General features: G+C 66.4%; 15 protein-coding genes. 11 read left to right on the forward strand and 4 right to left on the reverse strand.

What is annotated here, in order from left to right; translation table 11 throughout:
• The first annotated feature begins 353 nt into the window (after nt 1-353).
• From puuE to PXJ20_RS28250, 4 genes are all read left to right on the forward strand, one after another.
• Nucleotides 354-1,304, forward strand: coding sequence for an allantoinase PuuE (gene puuE / locus PXJ20_RS28235; RefSeq protein ID WP_277597927.1), 951 nt, complete (start codon nt 354-356; stop codon nt 1,302-1,304).
• On the forward strand, nt 1,301-1,837 hold the full coding sequence (gene uraD / locus PXJ20_RS28240) for a 2-oxo-4-hydroxy-4-carboxy-5-ureidoimidazoline decarboxylase (RefSeq protein ID WP_199540107.1): 537 nt from the start codon (nt 1,301-1,303) through the stop codon (nt 1,835-1,837). The genes puuE and uraD overlap by 4 nt, the downstream gene beginning before the upstream one ends.
• Nucleotides 1,838-1,905: 68 nt before the next feature.
• Entirely contained in the window at nt 1,906-2,916 is a 1,011-nt protein-coding gene (alc, locus tag PXJ20_RS28245; protein ID WP_421029200.1) for an allantoicase, read from the forward strand.
• Between the two features lie 11 nt (nt 2,917-2,927).
• Nucleotides 2,928-3,440 (forward strand): ureidoglycolate lyase, encoded by a 513-nt coding sequence (locus PXJ20_RS28250; protein WP_421029201.1) that lies wholly within the window; start codon nt 2,928-2,930, stop codon nt 3,438-3,440.
• A 467-nt stretch (nt 3,441-3,907) separates the two neighbouring features.
• On the opposite strand, the gene PXJ20_RS28255 is transcribed toward PXJ20_RS28250, so the two are convergent.
• Both PXJ20_RS28255 and uraH read right to left on the reverse strand, forming a co-directional pair.
• Nucleotides 3,908-5,101: a urate hydroxylase PuuD gene (locus PXJ20_RS28255; RefSeq protein ID WP_421029202.1), complete on the reverse strand. Its 1,194-nt coding sequence runs from the start codon at nt 5,099-5,101 to the stop codon at nt 3,908-3,910.
• A 153-nt stretch (nt 5,102-5,254) separates the two neighbouring features.
• Nucleotides 5,255-5,608, reverse strand: coding sequence for a hydroxyisourate hydrolase (gene uraH, locus PXJ20_RS28260; RefSeq protein WP_421029203.1), 354 nt, complete (start codon nt 5,606-5,608; stop codon nt 5,255-5,257).
• A 542-nt stretch (nt 5,609-6,150) separates the two neighbouring features.
• On the opposite strand from uraH, the gene PXJ20_RS28265 reads away from it, so the two are divergent.
• A complete protein-coding gene (locus tag PXJ20_RS28265) occupies nt 6,151-7,674 on the forward strand; it encodes an 8-oxoguanine deaminase (RefSeq protein WP_421029204.1) in 1,524 nt (507 codons plus the stop codon).
• Nucleotides 7,675-7,800: 126 nt separating this feature from the next.
• Here PXJ20_RS28265 and PXJ20_RS28270 read toward each other — a convergent pair whose 3' ends face one another.
• Nucleotides 7,801-8,733, reverse strand: coding sequence for a LysR substrate-binding domain-containing protein (locus PXJ20_RS28270; protein ID WP_017775976.1), 933 nt, complete (start codon nt 8,731-8,733; stop codon nt 7,801-7,803).
• A 279-nt stretch (nt 8,734-9,012) separates the two neighbouring features.
• Here PXJ20_RS28270 and PXJ20_RS28275 point away from each other — a divergent pair, with 279 nt between their 5' ends.
• From PXJ20_RS28275 to PXJ20_RS28290, 4 genes are all read left to right on the forward strand, one after another.
• Nucleotides 9,013-10,608: an ABC transporter ATP-binding protein gene (locus PXJ20_RS28275; RefSeq protein ID WP_421029205.1), complete on the forward strand. Its 1,596-nt coding sequence runs from the start codon at nt 9,013-9,015 to the stop codon at nt 10,606-10,608.
• 94 nt (nt 10,609-10,702) lie between these two features.
• Nucleotides 10,703-11,812, forward strand: coding sequence for an ABC transporter permease (locus PXJ20_RS28280; RefSeq protein WP_026121692.1), 1,110 nt, complete (start codon nt 10,703-10,705; stop codon nt 11,810-11,812).
• Between the two features lie 93 nt (nt 11,813-11,905).
• Nucleotides 11,906-12,835: an ABC transporter permease gene (locus tag PXJ20_RS28285; RefSeq protein WP_421029206.1), complete on the forward strand. Its 930-nt coding sequence runs from the start codon at nt 11,906-11,908 to the stop codon at nt 12,833-12,835.
• Between the two features lie 84 nt (nt 12,836-12,919).
• On the forward strand, nt 12,920-14,008 hold the full coding sequence (locus PXJ20_RS28290) for a BMP family ABC transporter substrate-binding protein (protein ID WP_017775972.1): 1,089 nt from the start codon (nt 12,920-12,922) through the stop codon (nt 14,006-14,008).
• A gap of 272 nt (nt 14,009-14,280) precedes the next feature.
• Here the strand turns inward: PXJ20_RS28290 and PXJ20_RS28295 are convergent, their stop codons facing one another.
• The gene (locus tag PXJ20_RS28295; protein ID WP_017775970.1) at nt 14,281-14,490 is read right to left on the reverse strand and encodes a dodecin; all 210 of its coding nucleotides are present in this window, start codon (nt 14,488-14,490) and stop codon (nt 14,281-14,283) included.
• Between the two features lie 344 nt (nt 14,491-14,834).
• Between PXJ20_RS28295 and PXJ20_RS28300 the strand changes: the two genes are divergently transcribed.
• A complete protein-coding gene (locus PXJ20_RS28300; protein WP_421029207.1) occupies nt 14,835-15,857 on the forward strand; it encodes an NAD(P)-dependent oxidoreductase in 1,023 nt (340 codons plus the stop codon).
• 431 nt (nt 15,858-16,288) lie between these two features.
• Nucleotides 16,289-17,881: an ABC-F family ATPase gene (locus PXJ20_RS28305; protein ID WP_017775968.1), complete on the forward strand. Its 1,593-nt coding sequence runs from the start codon at nt 16,289-16,291 to the stop codon at nt 17,879-17,881.
• Nucleotides 17,882-18,073 lie beyond the last annotated feature (192 nt).

An 18,073-nucleotide genomic window follows, 5' to 3' on the forward strand; every position in this document is an offset into this window, starting at 1 on the left:
CAGTTCGGCTGACAGCGGGGGGCATGGCGGTGGCCATGAGAGGCTGGCGATGGCGCGCAACGAGCGTACGTGATGCACACCGCGAGCACGCCGCGAGCACAGCGCGAGAGCGCGATGCGATGCATGGCAGAGGCAGACCGGGCACACCCCTAGGCCACGCCGGTTTTTTGCGCACTGCACATACATCGCTGCTGACGGGTACTATCTCGCCCGCTGTATGGGCGCCCCGGACTGTTTTCGCTACACTGGTCCGGTCCTGAAGGCGGCCGATATCCACGCATCGCACGGGCCCCGCATAGGCATTACGTCCCGCCGCGCACCGCCTTCTTCCGTTTCGACACTTGCCTTCCATCATGACACTCGACTCTCACTATCCCCGCGATCTGGCCGGCTATGGCCGTTATCCCGTGCAGGCCGACTGGCCCGGCCGCGCGCGCGTTGCGGTGCAGTTCGTACTGAACTACGAAGAGGGCGGCGAGAACTGCGTGCTGCACGGCGACCCGGCGTCCGAGCAGTTTCTTTCCGAGATTGTGGGCGCAGCAGCGTATCCGTCGCGCCACATGAGCATGGAGTCGATCTACGAATACGGCTCGCGCGCCGGCGTGTGGCGCATTCTGCGCGAGTTCGAAAAGCGCGGTCTGCCCCTCACGGTGTTCGGCGTGGGCATGGCGATGGAGCGCAACCCCGAGGTCGCGAAGGCGTTCGTCGAGCTGGGCCACGAGATTGCATGTCACGGCTATCGCTGGATTCACTATCAGGACATGGCGCCCGAGCGCGAAGCGGAACACATGCGGCTCGGCATGCAGGCCATCGAGCGCGTCACGGGCGTGCGGCCGCTCGGCTGGTACACCGGACGTGACAGCCCGAACACGCACCGGCTCGTTGCCGAATACGGCGGCTTTCTCTACGACTCCGACTATTACGGCGACGACCTGCCGTTCTGGATGGAGGTGGACGTGACGGGCGGCGCGAAGGTGCCGCAACTCATCGTGCCGTACACGCTCGACACCAACGACATGCGCTTCGCCACGCCGCAGGGCTTCAACACCGCCGACCATTTCTTCACCTACCTGCGAGATGCCTTCGACGTGCTCTACGAAGAGGGCGATGAAGCGCCGAAGATGCTGTCGGTAGGCATGCATTGCCGGCTGCTCGGTCGCCCGGGGCGTTTTCGCGCGTTGCAGCGCTTTCTCGATCACATCGAGCAGCACGACCGCGTGTGGGTGACGCGCCGCGTCGACATCGCGCGCCACTGGCGCGAACGGCATCCGTATGCGCAGACGGGCCGCGGAGCCGCGGCATGAAGGCCATGCGCCATACCCTCGACCAGATCAATGCGTTGCCTGTCCGCGCGTTCGTCACCGCGCTCTCGGGCATCTTCGAGCATTCGCCGTGGGTGCCCGAGGCCGTAGCGGGCGAGCGACCGTTCGCGAGCATCGAGGCGCTGCACCGCGCGATGTCGAAGGCCGTGGAAGCGGCGGGCGAGGCGAAGCAACTCGCGCTCGTCAACGCGCACCCGGAACTGGCGGGCAAGGCCGCGGTGCGCGGCGAACTGACGGCCGAATCCACGCGCGAGCAGAGCGGCGCCGGACTCGACCAATGCACGCAGGAAGAGTTCGACCGGCTTCAGCAGTTGAACCGCACCTACCGCGAAAAATTCGGCTTCCCGTTTATCCTGGCCGTGCGCGGCTACGACCGCCACGGCATCATCGCGAACTTCGAAGCGCGCGTGAACAACAGCCGCGCCGACGAACTGCGCGCGAGCCTCGACCAGATATACCGCATTGCGCGCTTCAGGCTCGACGAACTCATCGACGAGCCGGCGTCGCGCGCCTGACACCACACACATCCGACCGTCGTCACAGACGGCATTTCCCGACACAGACACACCCAAGGAAGACAACGATGGCACTCCCGACTCTCGATCCCAACGCGCCCGATTTCACGCGCCGCTACGTCAATCTCGCGGACCCGCGCCTCGGCGCAGCGGCGCTGGAGGCGAGCGACGACTTCTTCGCGCCGAAGGACCGCATGCTGAATCCCGAGCCGGCCGTCTTCATTCCGGGCAAGTACGACGAGCACGGCAAATGGATGGACGGCTGGGAGACGCGCCGAAAGCGCACGGCAGGCTACGACTGGTGCATCGTGAAGCTCGCGCGGCCGGGCGTCATCAAGGGCCTCGACATCGATACGAGCCACTTCACCGGCAACTTCCCACCCGCGGCATCCATCGAGGCCGCTTGTGTGGCCGACGGGGCGCCAGGCGCCGCTACGCAGTGGACCGAGATCGTGCCGTCCACCACCCTTCAGGGCAACAGCCACCACTACGTCGACGTGACGAACACGGGCGCTTTCACGCACCTGCGCGTCAACATCTATCCCGACGGCGGCATTGCGCGGCTGCGCGTCTATGGACAGCCGCAGGTGGACTGGGCGGGCGCGAGCCGCAGCGAACTGTTCGACCTCGCCGCCATGGAAAACGGCGCCTACGTGGTGGCCGCGAACAACCAGCATTTCGGCGCGGCCTCGAACCTCTTGATGCCGGGCCGCGGCGTCAACATGGGCGACGGCTGGGAGACGCGCCGCCGCCGCGAACCGGGCAACGACTGGGCCATCATCGCGCTCGCGCAGCCCGGCGTGATCCGCAAGGTCGAAGTGGATACGGCGCACTTCAAGGGCAACTATCCGGACCGCTGCTCGATCCAGGCCGCGCGCGTGACGGGCGGCACCGACAGCTCGCTCATCACCCAGGCGATGTTCTGGCCGGTGCTGCTCGGCGAACAGAAATTGCAGATGGACGCGCAGCACTATTTCGAAGCGGAGCTGGCGGCGCTCGGCCCCGTGACGCACGTGCGCTTCAACATCATTCCGGACGGCGGCGTTTCGCGTCTGCGCCTCTGGGGCACGCTGGCATGAGTACAGCAACGATGAAGACACTCGCGATCGAGCCCCTCACGCGCGCCGTGTTCGCGCCCTTCGGCGACGTGATCGAACTCGAGGGCGCGAAGCAGGTTCCCATCAACCTGGGCACCACGATCCGCTATCACGACCTCGCGAAGATCGACGTGGCGGACGAGGGCGGTCGCCCGCTCGTCAATCTCTTTCGCGGCCAGCCGCGCCAGTTGCCCTTCGAGGTGACGATGCTGGAGCGTCATCCGCTCGGCTCGCAGGCGTTCGTGCCGCTCAATGACCGGCCGTATCTCGTCGTCGTGGCGCCGGCGGGCGTGCTGGATCCGCAGGGTATTCGCGCCTTCGTGACGAGCGGCTGGCAGGGCGTGAACTACGCGAAGGGCGTCTGGCACCATCCGCTGATCGCGCTCGGTGAGGTGAGCGATTTCATCGTCGTCGATCGCGGCGGCGACGGACTCAATCTGAACGAGCAGGATCTCGAGGAATCGCTGTGGCTGACGGAAGAGGCGCTGAGGGCAGTGGTTCGTTGAGCGATCGCTGCGTCGGACCCGGCGGCAACAGGCGATAGCGCTGCTTTCGCGGATGGAAGAAGGGCCCGCGGCTGTATCGGCCTCGGGCTTTGTCGTATCTGGACGTTGAGGAACGATGTCTGGTTAGCGGGCGATGTCCATGCGGACCTTGCCTGTGCGGCACGCGAAGACGCGTTCGCGATTGCTCTACACATCTCTCGCGACAACGTCGCACACCACGAGCATCGCAAGCTCGGCGAGCGATCGGCGATGGATGATGGGCGGCGGGCCTGAGCCATTGCCCACGCCATCGTGGCCATGAACCCGCGCCCGCAATCAAAAAAGCCCGGTAATCGCGCACCATCGCACGATTGCCGGGCCGTCCGACCGTGGCAGCACTGGACTGCGCCAGCCACAGCCACAGCCACAGCCACAGCCACAGCCACAGCCACAGCCACAGCCACAGCCACAGCCCATCTCCCGCCTGGTTACTGCACCGCGCCGCCCTGGAACCACGCTGCGATCTTCATCCGTTCTTCGTCGGTCATGTGCGTGACGTTGCCGAGCGGCATCGCCTTCAAGGTCACCGCCTGCTGGTACAGCCGCTGCGCGTTCTGCGAAATCTCCGCGGGCGTGTCGAACATCACGCCGGCCGGGGCGCTGCCCATGAGCGTCGGGTGTGCCGAATGGCACGCCACGCAGCGCTGTTGCAGGATCGGGGCGATGTCGGCGAGGTGCACCTTCGGCGCGTTGGCCGCTTCGGCCTGCGGGACCACTGGGCGCGGCAACGTCCATGCAAGCGCAGCCGCCAGCAGCGCGACGCCGCCCACCGGCAGATACCAGAGCACCTGGCCGCGGTGGCGCATCACGAAGAACTGACGGATCAGCGCGCCGGCCAGCATGATGACGGCGAGCACGGCCCAGTTGTAGGCGTGCGTGTAGGTCATCGCGTAGTGGTTCGAGAGCATCGCGAACACCACGGGCAGCGTGAAGTACGTGTTGTGCACCGATCGTTGCTTGCCGCGCTTGCCGTAGACAGGGTTCGGCGTGTCGCCTTTGAGCATGGCGTCCACCATCTTGCGTTGCCCGGGAATGATCACGAAGAACACGTTCGCGGACATGATGGTGGCGAGCATCGCGCCCACGATCAGATACGCGGCGCGCCCCGCGAACACATGGCAGGCGAGCCATGCAGCGGCCAGCACGTAGAGCCCCACGCACACGCCCAGCACCTTGTCGCGGTTGCCGAGCACGCGGCACAGCGAGTCGTAGACGATCCAGCCGGCCATCAGGAAGCCGAGCGCCGACGCGATGGCCACCACGGGGCCCATGTCGAGCACGTTCTTGTCGATGAGGTAGGTGTTCGGCGCGCTGAGGTAGAGCACCGTGAAGAGCGCGAAGCCCGACATCCACGTGGTGTACGACGGCCACTTCGACCAGTGCAGGTCTTCGGGCATTTCGGGCGGCGCGACCGTGTACTTCTGCATGTTGTAGAAGCCGCCGCCATGCACGTGCCAGAGTTCGCCGAACACGCCGCGCTGGCGTTGCTGCGGGTCTTTCGGCGGCTTGAGGCTGTTGTCGAGCGCGACGAAGTAAAACGACTCGCCGATCCAGGCAATCGCGACCACCACATGAAGCCAGCGGATCGCGAGGTTCAGCCAGTCGGTGATAAAGCCTTCCATGAAACGCCTCCACTCCTGATTCTTTCTATGCCGGAACGGCTCATGCCACGAGGCGGCTTAGCCGCGCGTGCAGGCTTTCGGTTCCGGTGGTGCGGGTTGATCGATGAACGCGTGTTGCGGCGCGCGCACGGAAGCGGCGCCTGCGTGACGGCGTCAGCTGCCCCGATACGTGCTGTACGACCACGGCGAGACGAGCAGCGGCACGTGGTAATGCGCGTTGGCATCGGCAATGCCGAAGCGCAGCACGACGCGATCGACGAAGCGCGGCTGCGGCAGTTGCGCGCCCATGGCGGCGAAATAGTCGCCCGCGTGAAAGACGAGTTCGTACTCGCCCGTCACGAGCGCGGCACCTTCGAGGAGCGGTTCGTCGCAGCGCCCGTCGTGATTGGTGGTGGTGGTTTTCAGCGCGCGGCGCGTGTCGCCCGCGAGCGCGAAGAGTTCGACCTTGACGCCCGCGCCGGGACGGCCGTTGGCGGTGTCGAGCACGTGGGTAGTGAGCTTGCCCATTCGCAGTTTCCTTGTGTCGGTTCGACCTGTGTGCGAGGTTTCGGCGGCAGCCCGATCCGATCCAGAACTACTGGCGGCGGATCGAGGCTCCACGTCAGTGGCTACATACCCGTCGGCGGATCGATGCGAGCGCCGTGAGGGTGATTCTATGAACGATCGCCGGCTCTGCGGGCGAGCGATAGGAAAGATAATGCCAGCAGCATGTGGGCCGCGCCCGTGCGCCGCGCGGCAGAGCAGGAAAGCGGCACGGATCGCCCCCTGCTGCCGATCGTACCGGCACCAAAATTGGCCGTTATATCGCCACGCTGAGGGCGGGTATCGCAGCGGCGCGCATTGCCAGGGCAATTTTGGCCGTCGAAGGTTATGCCATGCGCAGCACGGCTGCGCGTCCCGAAGACGGCGGCACGCCGGGTAACCGGGCCAGCGGCGTTCAGAGCGGAACGCGTCGGCACGGTGCGTGCCGGGCATTGCGTTCGGACAGCCTTTCAGGCGCCGCGCCACATGAAATGAACGGCGGGCGCACACGGACGGGAGAGACGCGAATGGCAATGCAGCAGGACGGGCGCAGGACGCAAGAGGGGCAGGCAGGACCGGCAGAACCGGCAGGACAGGCCGAACAGCGGATACAGGCCGCGCACACGAACACGGCAGGCGAACACGCCGCGCCTTTGACTGCATTGCCGGCAGGCAAGGGCGCGCCGCGCGCCGCCCGCACGCTGCTCGTCAAACACGCGGACATGCTCGTCACGATGGATGGCGCAAGGCGCGAGATACGCGACGGCGGCCTCTACGTCGAAGGCAACCGCATCGTCGCGGTGGGGCCCACGAGCGAGTTGCCCGCGGATGCCGACGAGGTGCTGGACCTGCGCGGACACATCGTGATTCCAGGGCTCGTCAACACGCATCACCACATGTATCAGAGCCTAACGCGCGCCGTGCCGGCTGCGCAGAACGCCGAGCTGTTCGGCTGGCTCACGAGCCTGTACCGCGTCTGGGCCAACCTGAGCCCGGAGATGATCGAGGTGTCCACGCTCACGGCGATGGCCGAACTGCTGCTCTCGGGCTGCACCACGTCGAGCGACCACCTCTATCTCTACCCGAACGGCAGCCGGCTCGACGACAGCATCGCCGCGGCCCAACGGATCGGCATGCGCTTTCATGCGAGCCGCGGCAGCATGAGCGTGGGGCAGAAAGACGGCGGTCTGCCGCCCGACGCGGTAGTGGAGCGCGAAGACGCGATTCTCGCCGACACGCAGCGCCTGATCGAGACGTATCACGACGACGGGCGCTACGCGATGCTGCGCGTGGTCGTGGCGCCGTGCTCGCCGTTCTCGGTGAGCCGCGATCTGATGCGCGAGTCCGCGAAGCTCGCGCGGCACTACGGCGTCTCGCTGCATACGCATCTGGCCGAGAACGTGAACGACGTGGCCTACAGCCGCGAAAAATTCGGCATGACGCCGGCCGAGTACGCGGAAGACCTCGGCTGGGTGGGCCACGACGTCTGGCATGCGCACTGTGTGCAGCTCGACGACGCGGGCATTGCGCTCTTTGCGCGCACGGGCACGGGCGTCGCGCATTGCCCGTGCTCGAACATGCGGCTCGCGTCGGGCATCGCGCCGGTCGGCAGGATGCGTCGCGCGGGCGTGCCGGTCGGGCTGGGCGTGGACGGTTCCGCCTCCAACGACGGCGCGCAGATGGTGGCCGAGGCGCGCCAGGCGCTGCTGCTCGCGCGCGTCGGCTTCGGGCCGGACGCGATGACAGCCCGCGAGGCGCTCGACATCGCGACGCTGGGCGGGGCGCGCGTGCTGGGCCGCGACGACATCGGCGCGCTCGCACCCGGCATGGCTGCCGACTTCGTGGCGTTCGACCTGCGCCAGCCGCTCTTTGCCGGCGCGCTGCACGACCCGGTGGCGGCGCTTGTGTTCTGCGCGCCGTCGCAGGTGGCGCTGAGCGTGATCGACGGACGCATCGTCGTGAAGGACGGCGTGCTGCAGACGGTGGAGCTGGGGCCCGTGATCGAGCGGCACAACCGGCTGGCCGCCGAACTGGCGGCTGCGGCTGGGTAGAAGGGAAGCCAGCGAAAGAAGGCCGGCGAAAGCAGGCAGACGAGAGGAAGCAGACAGTCGAGACGAAGCAGACGAAGCGCAGAGAAAGCGCAGCAGAAACCGGCGAGAGAACGCCGGCCGCCCCGCTCAAGCCTTCTCGATCAACGCGCGCGTAGCTTCGGCAACAAGCCCGCGCAGCCAACGCACTTCGTCGGAGTAATGGCAGCGCTCGTGCCAGAGCTGGTAGTACTGCATGGGGGGGAAGTCGAGCGGCGCCGGCACCACGGTGAGCGGCAGGAATTTCGCGTAGTGGTCCGCGAAGAGCCGCGTGGTGGTGAAGATCAGGTCCGACTTGACGAGCACGTAGGGCGCGAGATTGAAGTACGGCAGCGTGACGACCACGTGGCGCTTCAGCCGCTCGCGGGCCAGATGCACGTCGATCGCGCCTCGCTGGCCCACGGAATACGGCGTAGGCGCGAGATGCGGCGCGTTGAGGTACTGGTCGAGCGTGAGCGTGCCGCGCCGCGCGAACGGGTGCGTGTTGCTCATGAGGCACACGATCTGGTCGACGAACAGGTTGGAGAGGTGCAGCTGCTCGGGCGGCTCGGGCCAGTTGCCCACCACGATGTCGAGCTTGCCGTCTTCCAGCGCGAGTTCGTAGTCGAACGCCGGGCCGAGCGAGTGGAATTCGAGCGTCGCGTTGGGCGCGGCCAGCCGGAAGCGCTCGATCACCGTGGGCACGAACAGGACGTTGAGGTAGTCGGGGCAGCCGATCCGGTAGCAGCGAATCGACGTGGCCGGGTCGAACGTGTGCTGCTGGAAGCGGATGCGCTCGATTTCGCGCAGCGCGTTCTGCACGGGTTCGAGCAGGCGCAGACCGTACTCGGTGGGCACCATGCCGGACTTGCCGCGCACGAGCAGCGGGTCGCCCGTGATGTCGCGCAGGCGGCGCAGCGCGGCGCTGATGGCGGGTTGGGACTGGTTGAGCTTGACGGCCGCGCGCGTGACGCTGCGCTCCATCAAGAGGGTGTGCAGGACGCGCAACAGGTACGTGTCGATCGCCTCGCGTTGCTGACTCATGGACTCTCCGGACTATATGGGCTGGCTGATCGAACGGTGGGGTGGGTATATCGTTTTTAGTATGGACAGAAAAGGCCGTCAAGGGAGAGTTACCCGCAAAGGCACGACTGGCGCGGTCTCCCGGCATTTTTGAAGGCTCGACTCTGGCACTGTGAACAAGTATCGTCATTTCGCGTGCCGCGCGGCCGGTGGTCCAGCCGGCCGCGCGGTTTGCAGCCCGGGTTTGCAGCCAGTTTGCAGCCCGGTTCGCCTCGTAGGCACTACGTAATACGGAAACACATGAGCGATTCATCTTCACGCGGCCCCGCAGGCGCGGCCACCGTCACGGCCACCCCGCCCAGGCTTGCGCTCACGGGCATCACGAAGCAATACCCCGCGGTGCTCGCCAACGACGACGTGACGCTCACGGTGGCGCCCGGCGAGATTCACGCCGTGCTCGGCGAGAACGGCGCCGGCAAGAGCACGCTCATGAAGATCATCTACGGCGCTGTGCGCCCGGATGCGGGCGAGATCCGCTGGGAAGGCGAGAGCGTCGAGATCGCGAGCCCGGCCGCGGCGCGGCGCCTCGGCATCGGCATGGTGTTCCAGCATTTTTCGCTGTTCGAAACACTGACGGTGGGCGAGAACATTGCGCTTTCGCTCGACGAGCCGTTCGATCTCAAGGCGCTCGCGCGTCGCATTCGTGAGGTGTCGGCGCAATACGGGCTAGACATCGATCCGCAGCGCCACGTGCACAGCCTCACCGTCGGCGAGCGGCAACGCGTGGAGATCGTGCGCTGCCTGCTGCAGAACCCGCGCCTGCTCATCATGGACGAGCCCACTTCCGTGCTCACGCCGCAGGCTGTTCGCAAGCTTTTCGAAACCCTCAGGCGCCTTGCGGCCGAGGGCTGCAGCATTCTCTACATCAGCCACAAGCTCGACGAAATCCAGGAGCTCTGCGATACGGCCACGGTGATGCGCGGCGGCCGCGTAACGGGGCACGTGAAACCGCGCGAGGAAACGCACGCGTCACTCGCGCAATTGATGGTGGGCCACTCGCTGCCCGACTACACGCGCCGCGCGCATACGCCAGGCGACGTGCTGCTCGACGTGAAGCACCTGACGGCGGCCAGTGACGACCCGTTCGGCACCTCGCTTGAAGACGTGTCGTTCGCCGTGCACGCGGGCGAGATTCTCGGCATTGCCGGCGTGTCGGGCAACGGCCAGGCGGAGTTGCTCGCGGCGCTCTCGGGCGAACGCCGCGGCGCGGACGCGAACGCCGTGACGATCTGCGGCAAGGCTGCCGGCAAGCTTTCAGCCGGTGCACGGCGCGCGCTCGGTTTCGCCTTCGTGCCCGAAGAGCGGCTGGGACGCGGCGCCGTGCCGGCGATGTCGCTCGCGCAGAACGCGCTCCTCACGGCGCACCGCCAGAAGATGGTGCGCTCAGGCTGGATCAGCACGGGTGCCATGCGCGACTTCGCGAAGCGCTGCATCGATTCGTTCGACGTGCGCTGCGGCGGCCCGGACGCGCTCGCGCAAAGTCTCTCGGGCGGCAATCTGCAGAAGTTCATCGTGGGCCGCGAGATCTTGCAGGCGCCGAAGGTGCTGGTGGTCGCGCAGCCCACCTGGGGCGTCGACGTCGGCGCGGCGTCGTTCATTCGACAGCAGTTGCTCGATCTCTCGGCAAGCGGCGTGGCGATCCTCGTGATCTCGGAGGAACTCGAAGAACTGTTCGACATCTGCGACCGCATCGCGGTGCTCGCGCGGGGGCGCCTGTCGCCGGTGCGCCGCACGGGCGACACCAACGCGGAAGAGATTGGCCGCTGGATGGCCGGGCTCTTCGGCGAGCGCGCGAACGCGGTGCCGGGCGGCTCGGGCGAACCGGCGCACGCGTGACGGCGCGGCGCACCCCGCCTCGCAGGCTGCGCGCCATCCGCCGCAGCATGCGGGCATCGACAACAACACAGAACCACGCCTCACCACACGCACCATGACGTTTGCCTACCGACTCGAAGCCCGTACCACGCCGTCGCGCGCCATGCAGCTCGCGGTGCCGCTCGTCGCGGCGCTGCTCACGCTCGCCATCGGCTTTCTGATTTTCGGCCTCGTGGGCCGCGATCCCGGCGAAGCGATGCGCGCCTTCTTCATCGAGCCCATCTCGTCCGTGAACGGCTGGTGCGAACTGCTGCTCAAGGCGTCGCCGCTGTGTCTGATCGGCCTCGGGCTCGCCCTCGGCTATCGCGCGAACGTCTGGAACATCGGCGCGGAAGGGCAGATGCTGCTGGGCGGCATCGCGGCGAGCGGCGTGGCGATCTACTTCGATCAGTCGAGCGGCTGGTGGATCCTGCCCACGATGATGCTCGCGGGCATTGCAGGCGGCATGCTGTGGGCCGCGATTCCCGCGTTCCTCAAGACCCGCTTCAACACCAACGAGATTCTCACGAGCCTCATGCTCACCTATGTCGCGACGCAACTGCTCGTGTATCTGGTGAGCGGCCCCTGGCGCGACCCGCAAGGCATGAACTTCCCGCTCTCGGAGATGTTCAGCGGCGACGCGCTGTACCCCACCTTCGGCGGCGACTGGCACATCAAATGGCTGCGCGGCACGCGCCTGAACGCATCGATTTTCGTCACGCTGGCGGCCATTCCGCTCGTCTGGCTCTTCATGCGCAAGAGCTTTGCCGGCTACCGCATGGACGTGGGCGGGCTCGCGCCCCTCGCGGCGCGCTACGCGGGCTTTTCCGACAAGAAGGCGATCTGGACCACGCTGCTCGCGAGCGGCGGCCTGGCGGGCCTTGCGGGCATGGGCGAGATCGCCGGGCCCATCGGCCAGTTGCAGGCCACGTGGTCGCCGGGCTACGGCTTCACCGCGATCATCGTGGTGTTCGTGGGCCGCCTGCATCCGCTCGGCATCGTGCTCGCGAGTCTTCTGATGGCGCTGCTGTACCTGGGCGGCGAGGCAGTGCAGACCTCGATGCAGTTGCCGCAGGCGCTCTCGGGCGTGTTCCAGGGCCTGCTGCTGTTCTGCCTGCTAGGCGCAGACCTGTTCGTCAACTACCGCGTGGTGCGGCGGCGCCATGCGGTGACGCACGCGCAGTGAAGCCGGCAGCAATGTGCAACGCGGCATCGCCCGATAACCCCAACACGCTTTCGTAACCCGCTTCCGTAACCCGCTTTTGCTACGCGATTCGTCATGGACATTCCACAAGCCAGCGCACTCGTTTCCAGCGCCGTCCTCGCCGCCATCCCGCTCATGTTCGCGGGCATCGGCGAACTCGTCACCGAAAAGTCCGGGGTGCTCAACCTCGGCGTGGAGGGCATGATGCTGATGGGCGCCGTGAGCGGCTACGCCGTGACCACGGTGACAGGCGAGCCCTGGCTCGGCGTGCTCGCCGCCGTTGGCGCGGGCATGGCGATGGCGCTGCTGTTCGGCTTCCTCACGCTCACGATGCTCGCCAACCAGGTGGCCACGGGGCTTTCGCTGACCATCTTCGGTATCGGGCTCTCAGCCTACGTCGGCAAGCCCTACACGTCGGCTGCGGTGAGTGCGACCATTGCTGCCTGGCCCATTCCGGGCCTCGCGAAGATTCCCGTGCTGGGCGCGGCGTTCTTCAGCCTGCGTCCGCTCGAATACCTGGCGTTCCTGATGTTCCCGCTCGTCGCCTGGTTCCTCTATCGCACGCGCGCGGGGCTCGTGCTGCGCTCGGTGGGCGAGTCGCCGCAGGTCGCGCATTCGGTCGGCTTTCCCGTGATCGGCGTGCGCTACGGCGCAACGCTCTTCGGCGGTGCGATGGCGGGGCTCGCGGGCGGCTACTACTCGATCGTGCAACTGCACTTGTGGCAGGAGCAGTTGACGGCCGGCCGTGGCTGGATCGCGCTCGCCCTCGTGGTGTTCGCGACGTGGCGACCCGGGCGGCTGCTCGTGGGCGCGCTGCTCTTCGGCGCCGTGAACGGGCTGCAGTTCTACGCGCAGGGCGTTGGCGTGGCGGTGCCCACGCAGTTCCTCGCGATGCTGCCTTACGTGGCGACCATCGTCGTGCTCGTGCTGATTTCGCGCAACCCGACCACGATTCGCCTCAACGCGCCGGCCTCGCTCGGCAAGCCCTTTTTTGCGGCGGGATGAGGCGCGCGGCGATACCGCTTGCACGGTTTTGACCGCTTTCACCGTTTTGAATCTGAACGACAGCTACACAACAGGAGAAACAAGATGAAAAGAACACTGCTGACCGCATTCGCATCGGCTGCGGCGCTCGTCGGCGCCGTGGGGCTGCAGGCACCGGCGCAGGCTGCCGACGTGCCCGGCGTCGCCTTCGTCTATCTCGGCAACCCAGGCGACGCGGGCTGGACCTTCGCGCACGACCAGGGGTCCAAGGAAGCCGAAGCGAAGTTCGGCAGCAAGATCAAGGTGACGCGCGTGGAGAATGTGCCGGAGTCGGCCGATTCCGAGCGCGTGTTCCGCGACCTCGCTTCGAAGGGCAACAAGGTCATCATCGGTTCGAGCTTCGGCTATCAGGACTTCGAGCTGAAGGTCGCGAAGGACTTCCCCGACACGGTGTTCCTGCACGCCACGGGCTACAAGAAGGCGCCGAACTTCGGCACCTACGACGTGCGCATGTACCAGGGCGCCTATCTGGCCGGCGTGGCCGCGGGCTACGTGACGAAGACCAACACGCTCGGCTTCGTCGCCTCGGTGCCCATTCCCGAAGTGGTGCGCAACATCAACGCGTACACGCTCGGCGCGCGGTCGGTGAATCCGAAGATCCACACGAAGGTCATCTGGATCAACAGCTGGTTCGATCCGGGCAAGGAAAAGCAGGCCGCCGAAACGCTGATCGGACAAGGCGCCGACGTGCTGCTCCAAAACACCGATTCGAGTGCGACGCTCGCCACGGCCGAGGAAAAAAAGGTCCACGCGTTCGGCTGGGACTCGGACATGAAGAAGTTCGGGCCTGACGCGCACCTGGGCTCGGTGGTGGGCCACTGGGGCGTCTACTACACGGCGGCGATCCAGCAGGTGCTGGACGGCAAGTGGAAGAACGATCCGGTCTGGTGGGGCATTCCGCAGAAGGCCGTCAACTTCGAAGACCTGAACACGGGCGCGATTCCGGCCAATGCCATCAAGGACGTGGACGCGAAGCGCGCCCAGCTGGCAAGCGGCAAGTGGGACGTGTTCACGGGCCCGATCAAGGACCAGTCGGGCGCGGTGAAGGTGCCGGCGGGCAAGACGCTCGGCGACGCGGACCTGCAGCGGCTCAACTGGTATGTCGAGGGTGTGGATGGGGCGTTGCCGAAGTAAATCGACGTAAGGCGCGGACTCTGCTGCGGGCCGGGGAGCTCGGCAGCGGAGCCGTGAGCAGCGACTGACCGGACAGGCCCAAGGCGCCCCTTTTTAGCCGGGCGCGGACCCGCAAAATCAGGCCGGCGACGCGGCCGGGTCGCTCAGGCTGGCATCTTTCCATCGGCCAGCCTTGGATGGCCGCTTCCCTCGGCGTTTGCGAACGCTTCAAACGGCGTGCTGCCTGCCAGCCGCGCCGTTTTCTCTTTCGCCATTCGTACCATTCCTGCCGTTCATTCCTCGATCCGCAGACCCACTTTGATCGTCACCTGCCAGTGCACGATGCGGTCGCCCTCGATGTGCCCGCGCGTGTCCGTCACTTCGAACCAGTGCAGGTTGCGCAGCGTTTTCGATGCGCGCTCGATGGCGCGGCGCACGGCGTCGTCGCTCGACGTGGTCGACGAGCCGGTCAGCTCGATCTGCTTGTAGACGTGATCGTCCATGGTGTGCTCCTCGCGGTCGGTTCGAAACGAGTATAGGCAACGGGGAACGGCGGTGAGGCGTGCCTTCGTGCTTGCGCCTTGCGCGTCCGTGTGTTGCGTGTTGAGGCTGGCGCAGGACGCATGCCCGGGCCGGCTCGACACGGCGGACCTCGAACGGTGTCGCGGGACGAGCTGGCAGGGCGGCAGGCGGAGCAGCAAGACTGCGCACCACGAGCACACGGCGAGACGCGGGGAGACGCGGGGAGACGCGGCGAGACACGGCCGCACACCGAGTGCGACCGCGATGTCGCGCCGGTATGATGGTCGCCCGCTGATACGGGATCGACTTGAGGAGGACTTCGAACGTGGACATCGGTTTTTGCGGCCCGGGGCTGATGGGCGCGCCCATGATCCGTCATCTGCTGCGTGCGGGGCACGCGGTGCACGTCTGGAACCGCACGCGCGAAAAGGCCGAGGCGCTTGCGCCTGAGGGCGCGCAGGTGGTCGCCACGCCGCGCGAACTGGCATCGTGCGCCGAAGTCGTGCTGCTCTGCGTCGCGGACGCGGCAGCCGTGGAGGCGGTCGTATTCGGCGAGCAAGGCGTGCTCGGTTCCTTGGGACTGGTGCCCGTTGCTGACCACACGGGTTCGCGGGGCGGCCGGGGCGCGGCTTTGCCGGCGCAAGGCGGGGAAGCCCTGCCGGGGCAGGGTGGAAGCGCTCTGCTGGGACAAAGTGGAAGCGCCCTGCGGGCGCATGGGTCAGCAGCCTCACGCGTACGCCTGATCGTCGACCATTCGAGCATTCCGCCCGCCGCCACCCGCACGTTTGCCGAACGCGCGAGAGAGGCGGGCGTGGGCTGGGTGGATGCACCCGTGTCAGGCGGCGTGGCGGGCGCCCAGGCCGCCACGCTCGCCGTGATGGCGGGCGGCGACGAGGCCGACGTCGCGGCTGTGATGCCGCTCGTCGCGGCCTACGCGGCGCGCATCACGCGCATGGGCGGCAGCGGCGCGGGGCAGACCACGAAGCTGTGCAATCAGGCCATCGTGACCGCCACGGTGGCTGCGATTGCGGAAGCCGTGAGCCTCGCGCAGCGCAGCGGCATCGAGGCCGCGAAGCTTGCCGAAGCGCTTGCGGGCGGCTGGGCCGACTCGGCGCTGCTCCAGACCTTCGTGCCGCGCATGACGCAACGCGACCTCGCGCCCATCGGCGCGCTGAAAACCTTCCAGAAGGACGTGGAGACGATCGCCGCCGCAGCGGCGGCCACAGGCACGCCGATGCCGGTCTCGGGGACGGTGCAGCAGCTTCTGAGGCTGGGTGCGGCGATGGGGCTGGCAGACGCGGATCTTTCGGCATTCATCGACGTGCTGCAGACGCCGCGTACCATGTGAGGGCGGGCAGGGGGCGGGCCACGGGGCCACAATGAGGCTGCGGCACCGCCGCTAAAAGGGGCGGGCCGCGACGCAGCCGGAAGCCCATCCGGCCCCGTGAATCGAGGGCGGGAATCAAGGGTGGGGATCAAGGGCGGGAATTGGGTCGGCGAATCGGGTCGGCGAATCGCGCGAACATCCGCCCCCAGGAAAACCGGGCGCGCCGCCCACGGCACCCTCACGACCCCATAACCTGCTAAAATCACGGGTTTTTCGTCGATCTGCCTCGTTTGCCCTTTGAAACGGGCCGGGGACGGCGGTAGAGCCGTGATAGACCCGTGACGAACGCGTGATCAATCCGTCGATCACCCTGCTGTAACACCCCATCTAGCACCTCCCGGGGCATCCCTCCCAGGGCATTTTCTGAGCACCACAGGACCAAAGGACACGCCGTGCTGTCTACCGCCAACATCACCATGCAATTCGGGCCGAAGCCCTTGTTCGAGAACATCTCGGTCAAATTCGGCGAAGGCAACCGCTATGGCCTGATCGGCGCGAACGGTTGCGGCAAGTCGACCTTCATGAAGATCCTGGGCGGTGACCTCGAGCCGTCTTCCGGCACCGTCATGCTCGAGCCGAACGTGCGCCTCGGCAAGCTGCGCCAGGACCAGTTCGCGTACGAAGACGTGCGCGTGCTCGACGTCGTGATGATGGGCCACACCGAAATGTGGGCCGCCATGACCGAGCGCGACGCGATCTACGCGAACCCCGAAGCCACCGACGACGACTACATGCACGCCGCCGAGCTCGAAGCGAAGTTCGCCGAATACGACGGCTACACCGCCGAAGCGCGCGCGGGCGAACTGCTGCTCGGCATCGGTATTGCCGGCGACCTGCACAACGGCCCGATGAGCAACGTGGCGCCTGGCTGGAAGCTGCGCGTGCTGCTCGCCCAGGCGCTGTTCTCGAAGCCCGACGTGCTGCTGCTCGACGAACCGACCAACAACCTCGACATCAATTCGATCCGCTGGCTGGAAGACATCCTCAACGAGTACAACTCGACGATGATCATCATCTCCCACGACCGGCACTTCCTGAACCAGGTCTGCACGCATATGGCGGACATGGACTACGGCACGCTCAAGATCTATCCGGGCAACTACGACGACTACATGCTGGCCTCGGCCCAGGCGCGCGAACGCCAGGTCGCCGCGAACGCGAAGGCCAAGGAACGCGTGGCCGAACTGCAGGACTTCGTGCGCCGCTTCTCGGCCAACAAGTCGAAGGCACGCCAGGCCACGAGCCGCCTGAAGATGATCGACAAGATCAAGATCGAGGAATTCAAGCCGTCGTCGCGGCAGAACCCGTTCATCCGCTTCGAGTTCGAAAAGAAGCTGCACAACATCGTCGTGGTGGCCGAAAGCATCACCAAGAAGTACGACCGCACGATCTTCCAGAACTTCAGTCTGAGCGTGCAGCCGGGCGAGCGCATCGCGATCATCGGCGAGAACGGCGCGGGCAAGACCACGCTGCTGCGCGCGCTGCAGGGCAATCTGGCGCTCGACGGCGGCTCCATCAAGTGGGCCGAGAACGCGAACGTGGGCTACATGCCGCAGGACACCTACGAGGAGTTTCCGGACGACGTCACGCTCATGGAGTGGATCGACCAGTACCGCAAGGAAGGCGACGACGACCAGGCCGTGCGCGGCACGCTGGGCCGGCTGCTCTTCAATGCCGACGACATCCGCAAGTCCGTGAAGGTGCTCTCGGGCGGCGAGAAGGGTCGCATGATCTGGGGCAAGCTCATGCTGGGCCGTCACAACGTGTTGCTGATGGACGAGCCGACCAACCACATGGACATGGAGTCCATCGAGTCGCTTCAGATCGCGCTGGAGCAGTACGAAGGCACGCTGATTTTCGTCTCGCACGACCGCGAATTCGTGAGCGGCCTTGCGAACCGCATTATCGAAGTGCGCACGGACGGCAAGCTGAACGACTTCGGCGGCAATTACGAGGATTTTCTCGCGAGTCAGGGTGTGCAGTAAGCGTTACGGCGCCGGCGAAATGCCAGGCCATCGCGCCAACTTCTACCAATAAAAATGGGCACGCTTTGCGTGCCCATTTTTATTTCAGGCGCGATCTTGTTGCGCGCCGATAGGCCGATATGCGCTGCCACGCCGTGGCTGACGTCGCGCATCGGCGCGAGGCGGCTTGAGGCCGACATGAGGCGCCACGTC

The sequence above is a fragment of the Paraburkholderia sp. A1RI_3L genome (assembly GCF_048957895.1).
Taxonomy (GTDB): domain Bacteria; phylum Pseudomonadota; class Gammaproteobacteria; order Burkholderiales; family Burkholderiaceae; genus Paraburkholderia; species Paraburkholderia kururiensis.